This is a genomic window from Pseudomonas sp. RIT357, assembly GCF_000632245.1.
GTDB lineage: Bacteria > Pseudomonadota > Gammaproteobacteria > Pseudomonadales > Pseudomonadaceae > Aquipseudomonas > Aquipseudomonas sivasensis.
The window spans coordinates 369,143-389,385 of record NZ_JFYX01000012.1; the positions used below are offsets into that span (position 1 = coordinate 369,143).

The window sequence follows — 20,243 nt, forward strand, 5'->3', positions numbered from 1 at the left end:
CCGATGAAAAAGTTTTTCAGCCTGCTTGCGACCCTGCTGGTATTGGCTTTGGCGATCTGGATTGGCCGCACGTTGTGGGTGCACTACATGGAAACGCCATGGACCCGCGACGGCCGGGTACGCGCCGACATCATCAACGTCGCGGCGGACGTTACCGGCGAAGTGATCGACGTGCCCGTGCGCGATAACCAATTGGTCAAAAAGGGCGACCTGCTGATGCAGATCGACCCCGAGCACTACCGCATTGCGGTCAAGCAAGCGCAATCGTTGGTGGCCTCGCGCAAAGCCACCTGGGAGATGCGCAAGGTCAACGCCCACCGCCGCGCCGACCTCGACGCCTTGGTGATTTCCAAGGAAAACCGCGACGACGCCAGCAACATCGCCGACTCGGCCCTGGCGGATTACCAGCACGCGCTGGCACAACTCGAAGCGGCCGAACTCAACTTGAAACGCACCCAGGTCGTGGCGGCGGTGGATGGCTACGTCACTAACCTCAACGTGCATCGTGGCGACTACGCGCGCATCGGTGAAGCCAAGCTGGCCGTGGTGGATATGAACTCGTTCTGGGTCTATGGCTTCTTCGAAGAAACCAAGCTGCCCCATGTGAAGGTCGGTGACAAAGCCGATATGCAGTTGATGAGCGGCGAGACGTTGAAGGGCCACGTAGAAAGCATCTCCCGAGGCATCTACGACCGTGACAACCCAGAGAGCCGCGAGCTGATCGCCGATGTGAACCCGACCTTCAACTGGGTGCGCCTGGCCCAGCGCGTGCCGGTGCGAATTCACATTGATGAAGTGCCGGAAGGCGTTTTGTTGGCGGCGGGCATCACCTGCACCGTGATCGTTAACCAAACGCCGAACTGAAATGTGGGAGGGGGCTCCCACATTCGATTTTTGTTGATAGGCAGATTGGGCACCGCTTCAGGTTTTTGCGTTCGCTCTGAACTTTCTTCGACGTTTGACCCGCAGCATGCTGACGAATCGGCGGTGGTTTCTTGTATTTAAAATCAGCAGGCAGAACAGCGATTGAAGTAGTGGAAATAATGCAAACAAAGTAACCGGGTTGTTTCCCAAGTAGCCTGCTGAAAGCAAGGCGTTCAGTGCCGCGACGCCTGCAAGCAGTGGCGGCCCAGAGCGAAACCCCACCGCCACCAAGGTCAGGCCAATGCACATGGCCAGTAGCAGTGCCATGCTTGCCACGACCGCATATTCGACAGGGAGATGATTTATTCGGGCGTAATACGACAGGCTATGTGACAGGTTGCCTGAAATGCTGACTAAGTTCATTGAGACCCCCATACCCACAGTGAATGCAAAACGTCGGGTGTATCGAGTTAACGTTCGGGGATCTTGCAGGGTGTTGATGTCATTGTTCATGGCTGCTGAACTCTTCATAAATGCCGATAACAATAGGGTTGATATTTCCGGACAGGCCGCTGCCGGTAACTGCCAGAGCGGCACCCACCTGATCGGAGAGTTGAATGAGAAGGTCTTGGCGTAACTGGCCGTTGTTGAAGCGCTTGGGGAGTGTTCCGGCCAACTGCTTTAACCGAATTATTTCGCCAGAGTGACGAGGGTTCTGCAGGCGCAGAACTTCGTATGTCAGCTTTGCGCGTTCCTGTCGGCTCATACGCCTCAAAATGTCGGTCAGGTTGCGGCCTGTCGTATTTTTGATAGTCATGACAGTCTTTACCGTGACAAATGTCGTGCTGCCCGCACCCACCAAAGAAATGCCATCCAAGGCTACGGTCATTGCCTGATACCAACTAAGGCTGTCGTAATAGTCGTTTTCAGATGGGTTGGTTAGTTCTTTGTAGGTTCTCCATATGCCGTTGCCACATTGCAAAGCACTGGCGGCTGCAGCGGTATAAGCAATGTAAGTAATTGCAAGGCTGGAACCTGCACTGATAGGCGCTGACGCGATGCCTACCTTGGCAACGATAATCCCAATCACAGCCCCACTGCATGCCAAGGCCATCCCCGCTGCCTCGCGCCATAGCTGCGACTCGCGCGGTGAGTTTGCCAACCACTGCGCATACTCATCGGCAGTCATCACCGGCCGCGCCACTTCCCGCAGAATCACCCTCTTAGGCCTGATGCTGCACAGCGGCACAAACTCGCGCAGCACCGTCACCTGATAGCCGCTGCCGATATGCACCACACCTGCCCCGACGATGGTCGGGTCGGCATCAATGGTTCGATACAGTTTGGGCAGGTCCAGCAGGCTGGTCAGTCGCTGGCGAGTTGTGGTGTGCGCATCCGGCACCCCGCTTCGCAGGAAATCGCTTGGCATCCTTTCACCTGTGAGTAGACAGAGGTGAAAGAGCCTGGGGATAGTTTCCTGGTAATGATGTCGGGCCGTTCGCTATTTTTTGTAGGAGCAGGCCTGTGAGTTATTTCATGGCGCTACATAAGTTTCATGCAAATGCCGCCACAACAGCGCGCCACTCGCCTGCTTCTCAAACACCACGGTCGCGCGGCGATCGGTCCTAGTGCCGCTGTCATCCACCTGAAGCTCCCGATAAGTCACCGTGGCCCCGCGCGCATGTCGGTCAATCCCGGTCATTTCACTCAAGGTGATTTTCAATCCCGGGCGCATTCCGCCCAGGCGAGTGAACAGCGCGTTGACCCCGGCGGCATTGACGCGTGTGCCGGTGGCGGGGGCGATCATGCTGAACTCAGGCGAGAAGCGCGCAAGCAGATTTTGCAGGGTGCCTTCTGGCGCAACCCCGGCAAACCATTGCTCGATCTCGACGTGGGTCTGGATCACTTCTTCAAAAAAATCGCTGTAATCGATCATCAGGGAGACTCACTGGCAGGGTGGAGCAATGTGCGGACCCTGGACGCATCCAGGCGCAGCACTGCAAAAAGAGGCAGCAGGGTCAAGGCTGCTGCAATCGTGAAGGTTAAGGCGTAAGAATCCAAGGCCGACAACAGCGCACTGAGTGCGGCTGCGCCCAGGCAAAAGCTGATTTGCCGATTGATATTCCACAAAGCGCTGGCGTGGCCCATGCGTTCGGCGGGGATGTCGAGAAACGCCAGCGTCTGTGCCGTGCTGCTGCACAAGCTGCCGCCCAGGCCCATCAAGGCGTAGGCCGGAATAATCAGGGCCGGTTCGTTCAACTCCAGAATGCCGCTGCATTGCAGCGCCATGCCCGCCATCAGCAACGGTTTTGGCCCGCAGCGATTGAACAGTTTTTTGCCGAGGAAAATCGCCAGTGCCGAGGCCATTGCCCAAGGCAGCATCAGCGCACCGGTTTGGGTGGCGTCGTATCCAAGGTCGTGAAGGTAGAGGATGGCGATCAGGCTGGTGCCGATGAATACGCCGGGAATGAACAAATAGACCAGCATGGCGATTCGCAGCATAGGGCTGCTGACCTGTTTGAAAATACGGCTCACCTCCAGCTTGGGACGTACACGCGTGGGGGTGTCGGGTTTTATCCACAGCTGTGCGAGCAGCAAGGTGATCAATGCCAGCGGCAGGTTGGCATAGAAGATCCAGCGCCAGGAGAGGCTGTCGACAATCAAGCCGCCCAACGCCGGTGACAGTGCGGGAACCAACAGCGCCACCGACATCACCCTGGCCGTGAGTTGGCTGCGCTCTGCGGGAGGAAAATGCCGATAAGCCATCGCCTGTCCCACGGGAATCAACAGGCCGCCACCCAACCCTTGCAATAAACGCCAACCGATCAGCGCTTCAGTCGAACTCGCCTGCCCCACCATTACCGACGCCCCGGCAAACAGCAGCAAGCTGACGACCATCAAGCCGCGCTCACCCATCATGGCTGCCAGCCATACGCTGAACGGAATAATCACGGTGAGGCCGAGCATGTAGGCGTTGCCCACCCACGCCAATTGTGTGACCGAGGCGTGCAATTCGCGGGCGATATCCGGGTAGGCGACCGTGGCGACGAACATGTTCACCAGGTCGAGGGCAAAGCCCAGTAAAAAGATCCAGGTGACTTTCGAGGGGTAGGTCATGGGCGCGATCCTGCAAGAGAGGCCGGCAGGGTAGGCGTCACGGCGGGTTTGGGATACGCCGCTTTGGCTGCTACTTTGTCAAAAATATTTTGACAAAGGAGGGCCCGGCTGATGGTAAGCCTGGACCGATTCGATACGTTCAAGGCCGTGGTCGAGGCCGGCTCGCTCACGGCAGCGGCCGATCTACTGGGCCAGACCCGCGCCGTGGTCAGTTTCAACCTCAAGCGCCTGGAAGCTGAACTCGGCGTCACCTTGCTGACCCGCAACACCCGTCAGCTGGCGCTGACCGATGCCGGCGAACGCTTCTACCTGCGTTGCACACGCGTGCTCGAAGAAGCGCAATTGGCCGTGGAAGAAGCCCGCTCGGAGCATGCCCAGCTCAAGGGCACCCTGCGCATCACCACCACAGTGGAATATGCGCTGGCCGTGGTTGCCCCGGCGGTGGAAGCTTTCCGCAGCCAGCACCCGGACTTGAACATTCACTTATCCACATCCTCCACTCACGCTGATTTGATCTCCGAGCGCTTTGATGTGGCAATAAGATTGGGGCGGCTGCTGGATTCCAATCATCGCGCGGTGCAGTTGTCGACGTTCGAGGTGTTTGCGGTAGCGGCGCCAGCGCTTGCCGGGGCGCAAACGCTGGATGAGCTGGAACACATGCCCAAGCTGGGCCATGGCCGTTTGACGGAGCTGAGCGTGACCGACCCTTCGGGTGGCGAGCATCAGTTCCGCACCGGGCCCGCTGCACTGGTGGCCGACAGCGCAGCAGTGCTCCAGGCTTTTGCCGTGCGCGGCCATGGAGTGGCAGTCCTGCCGCAATGGCTGGTACAGGATGACCTGGAGGCTGGGCGATTGATCCGCTTGCTGGCAGATCATCGTTTCGCCCCACAGGGGGTTTATGGGGTGTATCCGGACACGCGGCACCTGCCCCTGAAAGTGCGGGCGTTTATTGATTTTATGAAGGGTTAAAGCTTTCCGGCCAAGCCGAAGCGCTTTTTCAATACGGTCTCAAGCAACCCCTTGGGCAACAACGCCGCCATCAACGGCAACGCCCGGCTGCCGTTGCCCGAGCGCAACAGGCGCGGAGGCTGTGGTTGTTGCACCGCCTTGAGCACATCCGCCGCAAACACCCTGGCCGGGGTGGGCTTGTCCTGAGAGGCCTGGCTGCGTGCACGGATACCTTCGCGCAACGGCCACCACGGCGATTTTTCGTTGATCAACAGCTCGGCCTGGGCGCCGGCGTTTTTTGCAAAGCTTGTATCGATGGCGCCGGGTTGCACTTCCATCACTCGGATGCCAAAGGGTGCCAGCTCCATGCGCAAAGCATCGCTCAAGGCATGCACTGCTGCCTTGGAGGCGCAGTAGGCGCCGGCAAACGGGGTGACCAATACGCCGGAAACGCTACCGATATTTACCACCAGGCCTTTGCTGCGACGCAGTGCGGGAAAGAACGCCTGGGTCACGCCGACGATGGAAAACACATTGGTCTCGAATTGCCGCTGCATCGCTTCTGTGCCGCCATCGAGCAGCGGGCCCATGGCGCCGTAGCCGGCATTGTTGATCAACACGTCCAACTCCCCCCATTGCTCGGCCAGGTGTTGCAGGGCGGCGCTGTCGTTAACGTCCAGTTGCAGAGCGTTGAAACCGGCGGCGCTAAGGGCGTCGACGTCGTCCTGGCGGCGGGCGCTGGCCCATACGTCGAAGCCAGCAGCCTTGAAGGTATCGGCCAGGGCGCGACCGATTCCGCTGGAACATCCGGTGATGAGTACGTTGGGCATGGATCAGTCCTTTGTCAGTCCGAGAAGCTGCCTTGCAGGTGCTCGGCACGAAATTCCAGGGTTTGCGGGCGGTAACCGGGGCGCAGCGGTGGGGTGGGAAGACAATCGTCCCACGTCGCGCCGGCCTGCAATTCGCCGGGGCCTCGATAGCGCGGGGCAGCATAGACGTTATCGGCCAGGTTGACCGTGTCGCCCGGCGCATAGGCGGCGACGCGCCAGCGCAGTTCGGTCAGCGGCGCGTCGTTGCCGTTGTTCAGGGTCAATTTCAGCGGGCGGTCGGCGGGGCAGTCCTGCGGGGCGTAGGTGATGCGCAGTTCAAGACGGGCCAGTTGCGAAGCTTCGCGGTTGTCCAGCCACACCACCCAAACGGCCACGAGACCCAGGCCTGCCAAGGCAGCAAGAGAAACCGGAAGGGCCTTGGCCGGGTAGCGTAGCAGGAGGATCAGCCAGGTGATGATCAGTAAAACGCCGAAGAACATGGAGACCACCTCGAATAGGGAACGAGCATCCTAACTTAAGCGTAGGAGGGATTGGCTACCTTGAGTGCTGTGGTGGGCGTGCCGGCCTCATCGGGGGCAAGCCCCCTCCCACATTTATCCGCGTACAGCACTTTGGAGTGCGGTCGAATGCAGGAGGGGCAAGCCCCCTCCCACATTTATCCGCGTACAGCCTTTGGAGTGCGGTCGAAGGTGGGAGGGGCAAGCCCCCGGCCACATTTATCCGCGTACAGCCTTTGGAATGCGGTCGAATGTAGGAGGGGCAAGCCCCCGCCCACATTTATCCGCGTACAGCCTTTGGAATGCGGTCGAAGGTGGGAGGGGGCTTGCCCCGATGAGGCCCTCACAGCCAGCGCAAATCCCAAACAAAAAGCCCCCACCCAACCCACTGCGGATAGGGGACGCAATGGGCTGGGTGAGGGCTTCTTGTACGACTGTTTTACTGCGCGATAGTTTTCACCGACACGCCACGTTCAACCGGCGTCGAGCGACCGTAGATATCTTCAAAACGCTCGATATCGTCTTCGCCCAGGTAGCTGCCCGATTGCACTTCGATGATCTCCAACGGGATCTTGCCCGGGTTGCGCAGGCGGTGCACCGAGGCGATCGGGATGTAGGTGGACTGGTTCTCGCAGAGCAGGAACACGTTCTCGTCACAGGTGACTTCGGCAGTGCCGCTCACCACGATCCAGTGTTCGGCGCGGTGGTGGTGCATCTGCAGCGACAGGCAGGCGCCCGGCTTGACCGAGATGTGCTTGACCTGGAAGCGTCCGCCCATGTCCACCGAGTCGTAGGAGCCCCACGGACGATAGACTTCGCAGTGGTTCTGGGTTTCGCTGCGGCCCTGTTCGTTGAGGGTGTTGACCATCTGCTTGACGCCCTGGACCTTGTCCTTGTGGGCAATCATCATCGCGTCCTTGGTTTCCACCACGACGATGTTTTCCAGGCCGATCACCGACACCAGTTTGCCGTTGCCGTGGATCATGCAGTTCTTGCTGTCCTGGATTACCACGTCGCCCTTGGTGACGTTACCGTTGGCGTCTTTATCGTTGACCGCCCACAGCGAAGCCCAGCAACCCACGTCGCTCCAACCGGCGCTCAGCGGTACGACGCAGGCGCGTTGGGTTTTTTCCATCACGGCGTAGTCGATGGAGTTGTCCGGGCAGCAGGCGAAGGTTGCTTCGTCGAAGGACACGGTGTCGGCATCTTGCTGGCTGCGTTCCAGGGTCAGCACGCAGGTGTCGTAGATGTCCGGATCGTGCTTTTTCAGCTCTTCCAGGAAGCGGCTGGCGCGGAACAGGAACATGCCGCTGTTCCAGAAATAACCGCCGCTTTTGACGAACTCGACGGCGCGTTTTTCATCGGGTTTTTCCACGAACTGCTGCACGCGGCTAACGCCTTCGGGCAGCAGCGAATCGTTGGTGGACTTGATGTAGCCGTAGCCGGTTTCCGGACGGGTCGCCGGTACGCCGAAGAGCACCATCTCGCCACGTTCGGCAGCCACGGTGGCCAGGGCCAGGGCGCGTTGCAGGGCTTTCTGGTCGTCGATCACGTGGTCGGCAGGCAACACCAGCATCAGCTCGTCACGGCCTTCGTTGACCAGCATCATCGCGGTCAGGGCCACGGCCGGCGCGGTGTTGCGACCGAACGGTTCCATCAGGATGCGTTGGCATTCCAGTTTACGGTTGGCCAGTTGCTCGTTGACGATGAAGCGATGGTCCTTGTTGCAGACCACGATCGGGGAGTCCATGCCTTCGAACACCAGGCGTTCCAGGGTTTGCTGGAACAGCGTGTGCTCACCGGTCAGGGCCAGGAATTGTTTTGGGAACTGTTTGCGGGAAAGCGGCCAAAGACGTGAGCCGCTACCACCGGAAAGGATTACTGGGATCATGTGTTTCTCCTTGAATCAATTGGGTCAGAGCCTGTGGGAGGGGGCTTGCTCCCGATGGCGGTGATTCAGTCAGCACATCTGTTACTGAACCACCGTATTCGCTAGCAAGCCCGCTCCCACAAGGGGGAGCGTCAATTTCAAAAGCTAATCAGCGGGTCGACACCGGGCGCTTGACCCAAACTGGCGACAAGCTCGAACCCGAGCCGGTGACATACAGCACCGCCGCTTCACCACGTTCCAACGCAACCGGCTTCACATCGCCGACTTTCTTGTCACCGTCATACAACGCCAGGCTCACCTTCACCGGGTTGATTTCGCGCTCGCCACGGCCTTTGGCAGCTACCGACTTGACCACATCAGTCTTGCCATCGGCGGTCTTCAGGGTCAGGGCCTTGTCGCTGAGGTTCTGCACGCGCACCAGAGACTTTTGCTTGTTCTTGAACGGCGGTTCCTCGATCAGTTGAGGTTGGCCGCTGCCGCTGTTGACCAAGGTGTAGTAGTGATCGGCGGCGAGTTTGACCGGCAGGCTCTGGCTACCAACCTTGGCGCTGTAGTCACCGCCCGGCATGAAGCTGAAGTCGCTGCTGGCCAGTGGCGCAACCTCGTTGAGATTGGTGTTGCCGACGGTGGCGCTGACTTCCTGGTTGCTGGCGTTATAGATACGTACGAAGCTCGAACCTTTTGGCGCGGTAGGGCCGTAGAGCGCGGCATCACCACCGGCGAAGGCGGACAGGGATACGAAGCTCAGACCGGCAGCAATAGCCAGGGTTTTAGCGAGACGACGAGGAGTTGTAGTGAAAGTCATGTGAGTTACCTCTCTTTCAGTTTTGCGCCCGGTCGGGCGTCTCGGATTTCTGATTTTTAATAGCTGGGGTATTCAGTGCCATGTTCTGTTGGCGCGAACCGGCTTGTTTAAGTTGCGCAACCCACGCGGGGTCGGCATCACCGATTTCGTTGTTTACGGGCAGATAACGTTCAGGAAACTCCCAGATCAGCACCTGTGGCGGGCTGTTCTTGAAGTCATCACTTTTCAGGTAGCTGAGCATCGGCAGGATCGGGCCGTGGCCGTCTTCGGAGTAGTTGATGACGTCGCTGCCCAAGGCTTGCTTGAGCGCACCGACAAAGTTCCAGTTCGGGTTGGCGCTGTAGCTGGTGCCCACGAGTGCCACGGGGGTTTCGCTGTCGGCAAACAGCGCGTCGTCGCCTTTGGTTTCGGCCAGGTGCGTGACGCGTTTTTCCAGCGGTTCTTTGGGCGGCATCAGGTTTTCGAACAGCGGGTCCAGGGGCAGGAACAGACGCAGGTCGCCTTTGTGCGGCTCGGTCTTTTCAGCCTCGGTGACAAAGCGCTGTGGCTCGCCGTGGAGCGGGGTCTTGTCGGCAATCGCCTTGGCCAATTGCTTGGCGGCGACTTCGGCACCGTCCGGTGTCCAGTGGGTGTCGGTGCGCAGGAACACTTGCTTACCGCTGAGCTTGGCCTGTTGCAACGGGCCGAGCAGGTCGGGAGCAGGGATGTTGTCTGCGGCAACACGGGCATGGAAGTCCTGGTACAGATTGGCGTGGATGCTCGCCGGCTTTACTTCACCCAGGTGTTCCGGGTACAGGCGCACCTTGGCCGGCACGATGGCCATCACCAGTTGGATGCCTTGGGCCTTGAGCTTCTGGCGTACGCCTTCGACCAGCGCGTAGTTGCCTTGCAGGTTCTGGTCTTCGTTGACGGCGGGGTTGAACTCCTCGTCGCTGTACAACCAGTGATCGCGGCCCAGCACCACGCCAGGGCGGCCTTCATTGAACAGCTTGTAATCCAGCGCCGCCCAGAGGTTGGTGCCGAGGCGCTTGATCGGGAACTCGTCGTCGTAGTGAGTCTCGACGGCCTTGGTCCAGCGGCCGTTGAGCACCGTGGCCTCGGCGTTGGTGCTGAAGCCAAAGAAGCTACGCAGCGACCAGGCGCCCAGGGCCAACAGCAGCACCATGAACAGGCTGATATAGAGGACGCGTAATGAACGGGTCATGGTCGGCTCCCTCAGAATTGGAAGTAAAGGAACGGCGAGAAACTCTGCGCCGACAGTTTGAGAATCGACGCCACGAACAGCAGCAGCACCGCAGCGCGCATGGCGTAGCGTGGCCAGTCAGCGGTCCAGTAGGCCGGTTGCACGGCGGCGTCCTGGCCAACGGTGAAACCTGGCTGGTGGATGCTGCCGGGGTTGTCGCCGGGTACCGCCTTGATCAGGCTTGGGTCGACAGGCTTGGTTTTTTCAGCAGGACGATTGGTGTAGAAATCGCGCAGGCCGAAGAACGCCAAGGTTGCGTACGCCACCACCAGGGTTGCCACTTGCAGGCCGGTGAGGTTGGCGCGGTTGAGTTCCGACAGCGACCACTCACCAAAGCTGAACATCGCTCCGTACATACGGCCGGCGACGTGCAGGTTTTCGGAGCGGAAGATCACCCAGCCCATTACCACCAGCAGGAAAGTGAAGGCCCAGCGAAGGACGTTGAAACTGCGCGGCGCGGTATTGAGGCCAATGGCTTTTTCAATCGCCAGCCACATGCCGTGCCAGGCACCCCACACGATGTAAGTGATGTTCGCACCGTGCCACAGGCCACCGAGCAGCATGGTCAGGAACAGGTTGCGGTAGGTGGTCAGCGTGCCTTTACGGTTGCCGCCCAGAGTGATGTACAGGTAGTCACGCAGCCAGGTAGAGAGGCTGATGTGCCAGCGGCGCCAGAACTCGGTGATCGACTGGCTGATGTACGGCTGCTTGAAGTTTTCCATGAAGCGGAAACCCATCATCAAGCCCAGGCCGATGGCCATGTCGCTGTAGCCGGAGAAGTCGAAGTACAGCTGCGCGGTGTAGGCCAGCGCGCCGAGCCAGGCATCGCCTGTGGTTGGGTTTTGCAGGGCGAAGCAATGGTCGGCCACCACCGCGAGGGTGTCGGCGATAAAGACCTTCTTGATGAAACCCTGCATGAACCGCGTGCAGCCCTCGGAGAACTTGTCGAGAGTGTGGGTGCGGTTGTTGAACTGGTCAGCCAGGTCGCGAAAACGCAATACCGGGCCGGCGATCAAGTGCGGGAAGATCGCCACGAATGCCGCAAAGTCGATCAGGTTGCGCGTCGCCGGAGTGTCGCCACGGTACACGTCGATGATGTAGCTGATGGACTCGAAGATGTAGAACGAGATCCCGATCGGCAACAGCACGTGGGTCAGGATGAACGGCTCCAGGCCGGCTGACTTCATCATCACGTTGATGCTGTCGACGCCGAAGTTGGCGTACTTGAAGTAGCCGAGGATGCACAGGTCGACCACCACGCCCAGCAGCAGCCAGCGTTGGGCCGGCTTGGTGCGCACGCCGGCTGCACCGACCTTGAGGCCGATCCAGTAGTTCCACAGCGTCACCGCCGCGAACAGCGCCAGGAAGTCCACTCGCCACCAGGCGTAGAACACGTAGCTGGCAATCAGCAGCAGCAGGTTGCGATAGCGTTGCCCGCTCAAGTAGTACAAGCCGAGAAAGATCGGCAAGAACAGAAACAGGAACACATTGGACGAGAAAACCATCCCGATCTCTCCATGTTTAACCAACAGTCAAGGGCCGCAGCCCCCCCAAACCCCCCACGAAAATACGGGGGGCGGTACAACAATTTCACTGGCAAGCGCGGTTCAAGTGTGGGAGGGGGCTTGCCCCCGATAGCGGTGTGTCATTCAACACAGAGGGCGACTGTTACACCGCCATCGGGAGCAAGCCCCCTCCCACATTTCTAACCGTGTTCCATCAGCTGCCTTTGTTGCCTTTTTCGTGCGACGGGTCGTAGACCTTGGTCAGGTCCCCCCCGAGGCGGAAGGTCTTGAACGGCTGCATCCCGTGCTTGCGCTCCACCACATCCGGCGCGCAGGTGTAGAGGGTGCAGAAGGGTTCGAGCCAGGCGAATTTCATGTCCTGCTTCAAGTCCTTCATGTCCTGCTCTTTACCGTTCTTCTGTTCGAAGATCTCCGGATCCTTGACCCCGGCCAGCACTTTGTCGCCCAGGCGTTTGAGCGCGCTGTTGTTTTCCTGGCGCAGATCAACACCGTTGACCAAGGCAAAACTGGCGATCATCGACAGCGGCGGCAGGGCGTAGTTGTGGTACGACAGGGCGCGTTGCTGACGCTTCAATTCGTTGGGCAAGAAGCCTTGGTCGTCGACCTGATTCACGCCGACCTTGTATTCCTTGACCGCCCAATCAAACAGGTCGCGACGGTTGGTGGCGATGGACGTAGCCATCACCGACCAGGCGGCCCAGTAAGAGTGGTTGTTGGTTTTTTCCAGGGGCAGATTGTCCCAATCGCTTACCACTTGGTCGGCCAGTTTGTTGAACCAGGCTTCGATCAGCTGCGATTCCTGCTGGTGATTGGCCAGCGGGTGCGAGTCGGAGAACTTCAAACGCACATAGGCCGAAGCCATGCTGCCCAGTGCCCATTTGCGCATGGACTTGCCGGTGTGGTTGAAGTCCTTGGACATCAACGCATCGGCCTTGGCCCACGACACCAGCCAGTTCAGGGTGCATTCAAGCTGCTCCGGGCGACCGTCACGCATGAACTGCATCACGCGTTTGCTGGTGTCTTTTTCCAGCTTGGTGATGTCGGCCGTGCTGTCACGGAAGGCTTTTTCCGACTGCACGTTCAGCGTGGAGCGGGCCTTGTCGGAGCCTTCGTACTTGCTGCGAAACTGCAGAGGCCCGGTGTAGGGCGTCGGCATGGTGTCGCAGTTTTCCTTGAAGTCGCCCGTCTTGAACGCTTCGATTGGTGCGAAGTAGCCCTGGGGCGGACGCAGTGGGGCGGCGGCGTTGACCGAACCGGCGAAGATCGCCAGGCCCAGCAACGATGGAATCCATAACTTCTGCATAAGTAACCTCATTGCCCGAGTGAGGCAGTCTTCTGACCGCCGCTTGGGAATACGTTGCGTGTGCAAATTTTCGCTTCGACCTTCTGCGCGGCAGCGCCCGCTTCGGGGCCCTGCACTTCCACGGCCAGCAAGTTCTGCGAGGCCCAGTCTTCATCGGTGCGCAGTTCAAAGGCGAAACGCCCGTCTGTATCGGATGTTTCGGGTTTCTCGATCTTGATGTCCTCGTGGCGCCCGTTCATGTACCAGAGGGTGGCTTGCAAGGTTTTCACCGATGGATCGGCGAAGCGGATATCAACCTGATGGTTGGCGTTGCGCAGGTCTTTGTTCGAACTGTTAACCATCAATTCGTTCTTGCCGGGTTTCAATGTAGTGCTCGCGGTCATCTGCGCGGTCTTGCCTTCGCAGCCGTTGTCGAGCAGCGACATCATCTGGCGGTAGATGGTCTCCTGGTCCAGGCGATACAGCGGCGAGAATTCCCAGATAAGGATTTTCGGCGGGGTCTTCTGGAATTCTTCGCTGCCCAGGTACTGGATCATCGAACCTTCCAGGCCACCGCCGGGGAAGGCCACGTTGAGGATGTCGGCACCGATTTCCTGCTCCAGGAAGCCGGCGAAGTTGTAGTTCTTGCCGCTGTGGCTGGTGCCCACGAGGGTGATCTGCGGGTTGCCCGAATCGCCGAACAGGTCGCCGTCACCGGCTTCGCCCTTGGGCTCGGTGGTGAACTGGTCCATGTACTGGATCGCGTAGCTGGTGCCGCACAATTGCCCGGCCATGTTGTGCAGGGTGCCGGTCTTGCCCATGCGCCCGGAGCGCTTAGTCTCGAATTCACGCTTCGGAATATCGGCAAACTCAGGCATCGCACGCACTTTGGCGCCGACGATTTTCGCAGTGCGCTGGGCGCCGTATGGGGTCCAGTGCTGGTCGCCACGGAAGTAGAAATCGTGGGCCGGCAGTTCATCCGGCAGTTGCTCATTGGTGAGCGGCGACAGGTCCGGCACCACGTAGCCCATCTTGGCGAAACGGCCGAGCATGGTTTTGTAGTTGCCCAGGGCCTTGTCGAAGTCGAACTTGGCTTTCTCTTCAGGGTTGAGCTTGTTGCGGTTCACCAGGCCACGGGTCGGCTGGTAGACCACCACCAGTTCCACGCCCTTGGCCTTGAACGCATCGTGCAGTTGTTGCATGCGTTTGTAGCCGGCGGGGCTGGTGTCGAATTCGGTACGCAAGTCTTCCTGGGTACGGAACAGCCAGTCGCCCTGGGCTTCTACCAGGGTGGTGAAGTTCTGCTGGTAGCGCGTGGTGTAGTTCTTCGCGTCATGGGCGGCCGGGCACAGGCTGCAGCACGGTTCGGCGGTGAAGGTCGGTGCCTTCAGTTCGTCAGCGCGTACGCCCTGGCTGGCCGCGAGCAGGCCGAGGGTCAGACCCGAGAGGCTCAGCAGTTTGATCATGTGTGGGTGCATAAGGGTCATCCTCAGTCCTGCATTTCGGTCTGGCGTTCGACAGGGTCGATCAGCACGGCTTTCTGCTGGCGTACCAGCAGGTCGAGAATTTCTTCCTGGCGTTCGCCTAGGACGCCGGAGAAGCTGATGCCACTGGATTTGGTCGGCGCCAGCATCGACACGCGATACAGCTCAATGCTCAGCGGCGAGTCGATGGACAGCGGCCCGCTGCCGTTCCCTGCCAGCTCACCGCCGACCACGATCAGCGAGACCTTGGCGTCGAATGGGTCGAGGGCGATGTCGCGGTCGGTGTCGGTCAAATCCTTGATGTGGCCGTACACGCCGGTCAGGCCGTTGGCCATCGAGGTGTTTTCGTACAGCTTGATGTTCACGCTGTTACGCACCCGAATGCCGTGGCGACGGTTGCTGATCACCTTGTTGCCCCACAACAGGTTGTCGCCGCTCTCATAGAGGGTGATGCCGTCAGTGTGGTTGCGGTAGATCTCGTTGTCGGCGATCAGGTTGTTGACGCTATTACGGTCGATCACCAGGCCCGAAAGCTTGTTGTCGTAGCTGCGGTTGTTGAAGATGAAGCTGTCGTTCACTTCACGGGAAATGATGATGCCGTGCTTCTTCTTTGTGCCGTAGACGGTGTTGTCCGCGATGATCAGGCCGTGGGAACGGTCGTGGGGGTCAATGCCGTAGACGATGTTGTCTTTGTAGGTATTGCCCTTGATCACGAAGCCCGTGGTCTCATAGCAGTAGAAGCCGTACCACATGTCCGAGAACTCGGAGTCGATGATCCAGCCGGTCGGTTCAGGGCGCTTGAGCACCTTGGCCATGTTCGGCGTGTACTGGGAAATACTCACCCCGTACGACTTACTGTTGGCGTAGCCGAAACTGGCCATCTTGGTCTTGGAGATGTACGTCTCGGTGCCGCCCCAGGCCAGCAGGAACGGGCGGAATTCCTTCGGCGACTTGAACAGCGCCGGGCCGTTGGCCTTTTCGTCCCAACCGGTGATTTTGGTGTCACGCACAAACAACTGGCCGTCGTTGATCAGGAACGAACCGGCCTGTTGGGACAGGCGCAGCTCCTGGGTCTTGTTATCGATGTCCAGGATGCCTTTGCGCCCGACCACGATCGGCAACTTGGCCAGGAACACACCCGGCGAGGTTTCGCTGAAGTACTGCTTGGGCACTTTACCCAGCAAGTCCTTGAGGTTCATGTAGCCGTCGTCGACAAAGATCGCCTGTGGAATGCCGTGTTGGCGCACCACCCATTCGGCCATCTTGTTGTCGCCGCCGATAAAGTCCTTGAGGGCGTCTTCCTGCATCATGCGGCGGATGCTGATTTTGCCGGGCTTGCTGCGCACGATCTTCTTTTCCATCGCGGCGGCGGTGTAGCCCGACAGGTCCGGCAGGGTCGGCTTGGCCATTTCCAGCGGCGCCGTAGGCGGGCTGGAAATGGTGTAGGTCTTGGCCTGTTGCAGTTCCTTGGCGATGGTCGGCGCCTTGGCCGCCGTATCGGCGAACGCTGTGGCGCTGGCCATCAGCATTGCCGCGACGAGTAGGCTTTGAGCATTCATTGCGCAGGCTCCCATCAGAATTTCCAGACCACGTCGACAAAGGCGCGGTGCATGTAGGAGTCGACTTTGCTGCCATAAGCGTCGCCCGGTTTGAACACACCGGCACGGAAACGCACCAGGGCCGAGGGTTCGTCAACCGACTGGCTGAGCGCGGCGGGCAGAAGGCCTTTCTTGAAGTACTTGGTGACGACCAGGTCCATCTCTTGACCGAGGTCTTTCTTGCCGTCGGCCAGTGGCAAGGAGGTGCTGGCGACGATGTCACCGGCGGCGTCGGTGGTGTTATCCAGCGCGGCAATGCCGTTGCTGCTCACCGGCTTGTTGCCATCCACGCGCCAGAACTTGTGGTACACCAGGCTGGCGTCGTAGTCCTCGCGCAACTGCCAGGACCCGAACAGGCTCATGGACTGCATGTTGTTCATCTCGCCGCGAAACGCTTCGCCGAAGCGGTGCACGCGGGACTGAGTACCGGTCCAGTTCGAACGGTTGCTTTGCAGGCCGTTCTGCTCGTAATCGGCGCTGGCGCGGGAGTAAGCCGCACCCACTTGCCACTGCGGGTCGAGGCGCAGGCGCACGCCGATATCGGTGGCCCAGCCACTGAGATTGTCACTGCGCTTGGCCTGATCGGGGCTCGAACCGTCAGACTTCAACGCGTTGACCTTGTCGCGGTCGCCACGCATGCCCGTCACGCTTGCCCAGTAGTTGACGGTGTTGGTGTTGCGCCAGTTGTAGGCGTCGCTGTTGGCTTCGATGCCGAGCCAGGTCAGGTCGCCGTTTTCGCGCTTGTCCAACGAGTCGGTGGGTTGACCCGGTTCCGGGTAGTCGAGCTTGCCGTTGTCATGGGTGTGATGACCGCGCAGGCCGATCCACTGGCCTGGCGTCCACTGGTAAGCGGCGTCGGCGTAGAGGTGCTGGCGGTCCTTGTCGACAGGCGACAGTTCCTTGAGGTCGGTGCGGTATTCGCTGAAGCGTTCGGCGACGCCCACGTTGGCTTTGAGCAAGGTGGTGTCGAAGGTCCAGTTCAGCGCTTCGATGTTGGTGTCGCGCCATTGGCCGTCGTCATTGCGCAGGCGTTGGCGACCGAGCTTGAGGATCTCGCCAGGGTAGGGTGTGAAGCCGCTGTAGCCGACCCAGAATTCGCGCATCGCCAAGTAGTTCTTCTTGGTCTTGCGGTCGTTGTTGGTGGTTTGCTGGTTTTCGTCGTCGGCCGACTGTTGCAGGGTGTCGGTCTCGATGATGTCGCTCGATGCAACCGCCTGGCCCATGGCGTAGGCGCTCCAGTTGCCGCTTTCACCGTAGATCCAAGGGCGCAGGTCGATACCGACGCCGTTGACGTCGCCGCCTTTTTGCGTGCCCAGATCGCGGTCATCTTCGGACTGGCCGGTGATTTTCACTTCCAGGCCGAAGTTCTTGGCTTCGGTCAGCGCGGCCAGGGTCGGGCACGACCACAGCAGGGCGAAGGTCAGGCCAATACCGGCCTTGACGAATGGATTGAGCTTCATAGGGATTCCTCGCCGTCGTCTTCTTCATCCAGGGCGTGCAGTTGCAACGTGCTCTGGGCCAGGGTGCCGCGGGCGGCCAGTTCCTGTTGCACCAGGCGTTGGCCCTGGGCGCGTTGTTCCGGCGTCAGCGGTGCTTCGAGCTGGGTGGCCAGCTCAACGGCTTGCGGGGTGTCCTGGGCTTTGGCCAATTGGCTGAAGACATAGGCGTTCAATGGGTCGGGCTTGGTGCCCTTGCCTTGGGAAAACAGTTGGGCGATGGCGAAGTCGGCGCTGTTCTGGCCGTTTCGCGCCGCGGTCAGCAAGTGGTCCAGGGCCTTTTGCGGGTAGACCTTGCCGAGGTAGCCACGGCGGTAGATCTGGCCGAGGTAGTAATCGGCAGCGACTTCCTTGCCCACGGCTTTTTCGAAGTGCGCTTCGGCGGCCTTGGCATCGGCCGGTACCCACTTGCCTTCGTAGTAGAGCTTGCCCAGGAGCAGTTCGGCGCGAGGCTGGTCGGCCGCGCGGCCGTTGTCGAGGTACTTCATCATTTGGTCGACGTCGCCCAGTTCCGGGAAGTCGTAGAGCAGTTGCGCGAGGCTGACCCAGGACGCCGGGTAGCCAGGGGCGATTTTTTCCAGCAGGGCCTGGGCGGTTTTTTCGTCCGGTGTGCCAAGGGTGGCATCGCCGAGCACACGGGCGACGCTGTCGACGCGCTGGGCGGTGACGGTGCCACGGCTGTAACCGGCTTCCATCTGCTTGAGCAGTTCGGCCTGTTTTTCCGGCGCGGCTTGTTTCTGATAGACCGTGGCCAGCTCGACGTAGCAGATATCGGTGGTGTTCAGCGCGGCTTTGCAGATGCGCTCCACATCATCCAGGTGCTGGTCGTAGGTGCCTTGGGTGCGATACAGCAGCACTTGCGCAAGGCCGGCTTCCGGATAACCGTCGGCCTGCCATTTGCTGATTTGCTGCTGGGCGTTCACATTCGGGAAGCTGTGCGGGTATTGCAGGTACAGCATCGCCAGTGGAATCAGGGTGTTGCCTTCACCATTGGCAAAGGCTTTTTTCAGCAGGCCTTCAGCTTCATGGTGCTCGGCTTCGGTGGAGCCAGGCTTGGCCACCAGCAGGCGCCCCAGGCGAGCCTGGGCGCGCGGCGAAGTGTCTGCCGCTGCACGGTAAGTGGCTTCGGCCTGTTTGATTTGCGCCGGATCGCGGGTGCCTACCTGGATATCGGCCAGGCCCACTTGGGCCTCGCTGTAACCCAGGTCTGCCAGTTGCTGGTAATTCTGCTGCGCGGTGACGGTGTCGCCACGCTTAAGCGCTTCATTGGCCAGGCGTTGGTCGGGCAGGCCGGCGCAACCGGCGAGGCTCACCGCAATAGCCAGCAACGCCACCGAACCCATTTGGGAGGGGGCTTGCTCCCGATACAGGCGACCCGGTCCGTCAGGCAAACCGCGCTGATCCCATCGCGAGCAAGCCCGCTCCCACAGGGATTGCGGTGTTTTTAGGCGCGTCATCACAGGCATCTCCTCGCTTACAGTCCGGCAGCCATGGCTTTATCGATCAGCCAGTTCAGCGATGGGCCGCGGTCGCTGGTGACTTCCACCGGGCGGCCGGCGAATGCGCTGTCCAGCGGTGCATCAGGCTTGATCTGTACGCGGATGTCGGAGGACAGATCGGCGCTGTTCAGGCTGGTGCTGCTGACGATGGTGCCGGTACGCACTTGGTCTTCGTCGGCAACCTGGAAGCTCACTGGCGTACCTGGGCGCACGTCGCCGAACTGGCGATAGGTGAAACGCGCTTCCACATTGGCCGGAGCGCCGCGTGGCACCAGTTGGAAGATCACATCGCCTTTGCTGGCGTACTGACCGTCCGCGACCATTTGTTGGGCAACCACGCAATCACACGGCGAGGTCAGGGTGCCGGTCATTTGCTTGCCGAACAGTTCTTCAACCTTGGCCGGTTGTAGCTGGTCTTCGTCCAAATGGCCCTTGAGCACATCCAGCATGCTGGTGCTGAAGGTCGCCAGCGGCGCGCCTTTGGCGGCGATCGCGTCACCTTTGAGCAGGCTTTGCACGGTGCCGTCGCGCGGCATCGTCACGTTCATACCCGGCACGCTGACCAGACCGGCCTGGGCGTGGCTGACGAAGTACATGCCGTACACCGACTTGAAGACAAACCCGAACGCCGCCAGGCCCACGATGAAGATCCCCGCGCTGAACGTCACTGCACGCAGGCGACCGAGTGCGGTCATGCCGCTGCCGCTGTCCTTGACCTTGCGCGCCTTGGTGAAGTTGTCGCGTTGCAGGGTCGCCAGCACGTCACCCATGGACACGATGTCGCCGGACAAGTGCGAGGTGATCAGGTGCCGCAGGGTGGAAATATCCTGCTGTTCCAGGTTCTGGAACTGGCAACCGGTACGGCCGCTCTGGCGGTCGTAAGAGCGGATCTGCAATTCGACGTCCATCGCCAGACCGAGGTTATCGATCACGAACTGCAGGCGACCCTTGTGCACTTCACCGACGTTGAGCGGTTGGGTTGCAGTGAATGCCAGGCCACCGGCGGACAGATCGAGCACCCGCGCCTCGGTGGGTTTGCCGTCATTGCCGAAGAAGCGCAATTTGGCCGGGATTTTTACCCGTGCGTGTTGGCGTTGGGCTTCGGATTCGTGGACAACATTGACGTTTGCTTGGCTGTTCATAATTTTCGATTTCCTAGTTAA

General features: G+C 60.0%; 18 protein-coding genes. 2 read left to right on the forward strand and 16 right to left on the reverse strand.

Translation table 11 applies throughout. The annotated features are described in order from the left end of the window. Window positions 1-3 precede the first annotated feature (3 nt). Complete coding sequence (locus BW43_RS16370) at window positions 4-864, forward strand: HlyD family secretion protein (RefSeq protein ID WP_032886342.1); 861 nt, start codon at window positions 4-6, stop codon at window positions 862-864. Between the two features lie 57 nt (window positions 865-921). Here the strand turns inward: BW43_RS16370 and BW43_RS28310 are convergent, their stop codons facing one another. The 4 genes from BW43_RS28310 to BW43_RS16355 form a co-directional block, all read right to left on the reverse strand. Beyond that, on the reverse strand, window positions 922-1,377 hold the full coding sequence (locus BW43_RS28310) for a hypothetical protein (RefSeq protein WP_241089444.1): 456 nt from the start codon (window positions 1,375-1,377) through the stop codon (window positions 922-924). After that, window positions 1,367-2,293, reverse strand: a complete 927-nt coding sequence (locus tag BW43_RS16365) for a hypothetical protein (protein WP_050442824.1) — start codon at window positions 2,291-2,293, stop codon at window positions 1,367-1,369. The genes BW43_RS28310 and BW43_RS16365 overlap by 11 nt, the downstream gene beginning before the upstream one ends. 105 nt (window positions 2,294-2,398) lie before the next feature. Further along, on the reverse strand, window positions 2,399-2,800 hold the full coding sequence (locus BW43_RS16360) for a hypothetical protein (RefSeq protein ID WP_032886344.1): 402 nt from the start codon (window positions 2,798-2,800) through the stop codon (window positions 2,399-2,401). Further along, window positions 2,800-3,981 carry an MFS transporter gene (locus BW43_RS16355; protein WP_032886346.1) on the reverse strand — a complete coding sequence of 394 codons (1,182 nt, stop codon included), beginning with the start codon at window positions 3,979-3,981 and terminating at the stop codon, window positions 2,800-2,802. The genes BW43_RS16360 and BW43_RS16355 overlap by 1 nt, the downstream gene beginning before the upstream one ends. Before the next feature lie 111 nt (window positions 3,982-4,092). On the opposite strand from BW43_RS16355, the gene BW43_RS16350 reads away from it, so the two are divergent. Continuing rightward, complete coding sequence (locus BW43_RS16350) at window positions 4,093-4,950, forward strand: LysR family transcriptional regulator (protein ID WP_032886347.1); 858 nt, start codon at window positions 4,093-4,095, stop codon at window positions 4,948-4,950. Here BW43_RS16350 and BW43_RS16345 read toward each other — a convergent pair. The 12 genes from BW43_RS16345 to BW43_RS16290 all read right to left on the reverse strand — a co-directional run bounded on the left by BW43_RS16345 (window position 4,947) and on the right by BW43_RS16290 (window position 20,222). After that, on the reverse strand, window positions 4,947-5,759 hold the full coding sequence (locus tag BW43_RS16345) for an SDR family oxidoreductase (RefSeq protein WP_032886348.1): 813 nt from the start codon (window positions 5,757-5,759) through the stop codon (window positions 4,947-4,949). The two genes, BW43_RS16350 and BW43_RS16345, sit on opposite strands and share 4 nt — an antisense overlap. Window positions 5,760-5,773: 14 nt before the next feature. After that, window positions 5,774-6,238, reverse strand: coding sequence for a hypothetical protein (locus BW43_RS16340; protein ID WP_032886350.1), 465 nt, complete (start codon window positions 6,236-6,238; stop codon window positions 5,774-5,776). A gap of 457 nt (window positions 6,239-6,695) precedes the next feature. Beyond that, window positions 6,696-8,147 carry a mannose-1-phosphate guanylyltransferase/mannose-6-phosphate isomerase gene (locus BW43_RS16335; protein ID WP_032886351.1) on the reverse strand — a complete coding sequence of 484 codons (1,452 nt, stop codon included), beginning with the start codon at window positions 8,145-8,147 and terminating at the stop codon, window positions 6,696-6,698. A 148-nt stretch (window positions 8,148-8,295) separates the two neighbouring features. Continuing rightward, entirely contained in the window at window positions 8,296-8,952 is a 657-nt protein-coding gene (locus tag BW43_RS16330) for an alginate O-acetyltransferase AlgF (protein ID WP_032886353.1), read from the reverse strand. Between the two features lie 16 nt (window positions 8,953-8,968). After that, complete coding sequence (locus BW43_RS16325; RefSeq protein ID WP_032886354.1) at window positions 8,969-10,156, reverse strand: alginate O-acetyltransferase; 1,188 nt, start codon at window positions 10,154-10,156, stop codon at window positions 8,969-8,971. 11 nt (window positions 10,157-10,167) lie between these two features. Then, a complete protein-coding gene (locus BW43_RS16320) occupies window positions 10,168-11,700 on the reverse strand; it encodes an MBOAT family protein (protein WP_032886355.1) in 1,533 nt (510 codons plus the stop codon). A gap of 214 nt (window positions 11,701-11,914) precedes the next feature. After that, entirely contained in the window at window positions 11,915-13,024 is a 1,110-nt protein-coding gene (locus tag BW43_RS16315) for a mannuronate-specific alginate lyase (RefSeq protein WP_081797682.1), read from the reverse strand. An 8-nt stretch (window positions 13,025-13,032) separates the two neighbouring features. After that, entirely contained in the window at window positions 13,033-14,481 is a 1,449-nt protein-coding gene (locus BW43_RS16310; RefSeq protein WP_032886487.1) for an alginate O-acetyltransferase, read from the reverse strand. An 11-nt stretch (window positions 14,482-14,492) separates the two neighbouring features. Then, window positions 14,493-16,061 (reverse strand): mannuronan 5-epimerase AlgG, encoded by a 1,569-nt coding sequence (gene algG / locus BW43_RS16305; RefSeq protein WP_032886358.1) that lies wholly within the window; start codon window positions 16,059-16,061, stop codon window positions 14,493-14,495. Next, entirely contained in the window at window positions 16,061-17,545 is a 1,485-nt protein-coding gene (locus BW43_RS16300; RefSeq protein ID WP_032886361.1) for an alginate export family protein, read from the reverse strand. Before BW43_RS16300 ends, algG begins: the two co-directional genes overlap by 1 nt. Continuing rightward, on the reverse strand, window positions 17,542-18,924 hold the full coding sequence (gene algK / locus BW43_RS16295) for an alginate biosynthesis TPR repeat lipoprotein AlgK (protein WP_032886363.1): 1,383 nt from the start codon (window positions 18,922-18,924) through the stop codon (window positions 17,542-17,544). Before algK ends, BW43_RS16300 begins: the two co-directional genes overlap by 4 nt. 131 nt (window positions 18,925-19,055) lie before the next feature. Further along, the gene (locus BW43_RS16290) at window positions 19,056-20,222 is read right to left on the reverse strand and encodes an alginate biosynthesis protein Alg44 (RefSeq protein ID WP_032886365.1); all 1,167 of its coding nucleotides are present in this window, start codon (window positions 20,220-20,222) and stop codon (window positions 19,056-19,058) included. Window positions 20,223-20,243 lie beyond the last annotated feature (21 nt).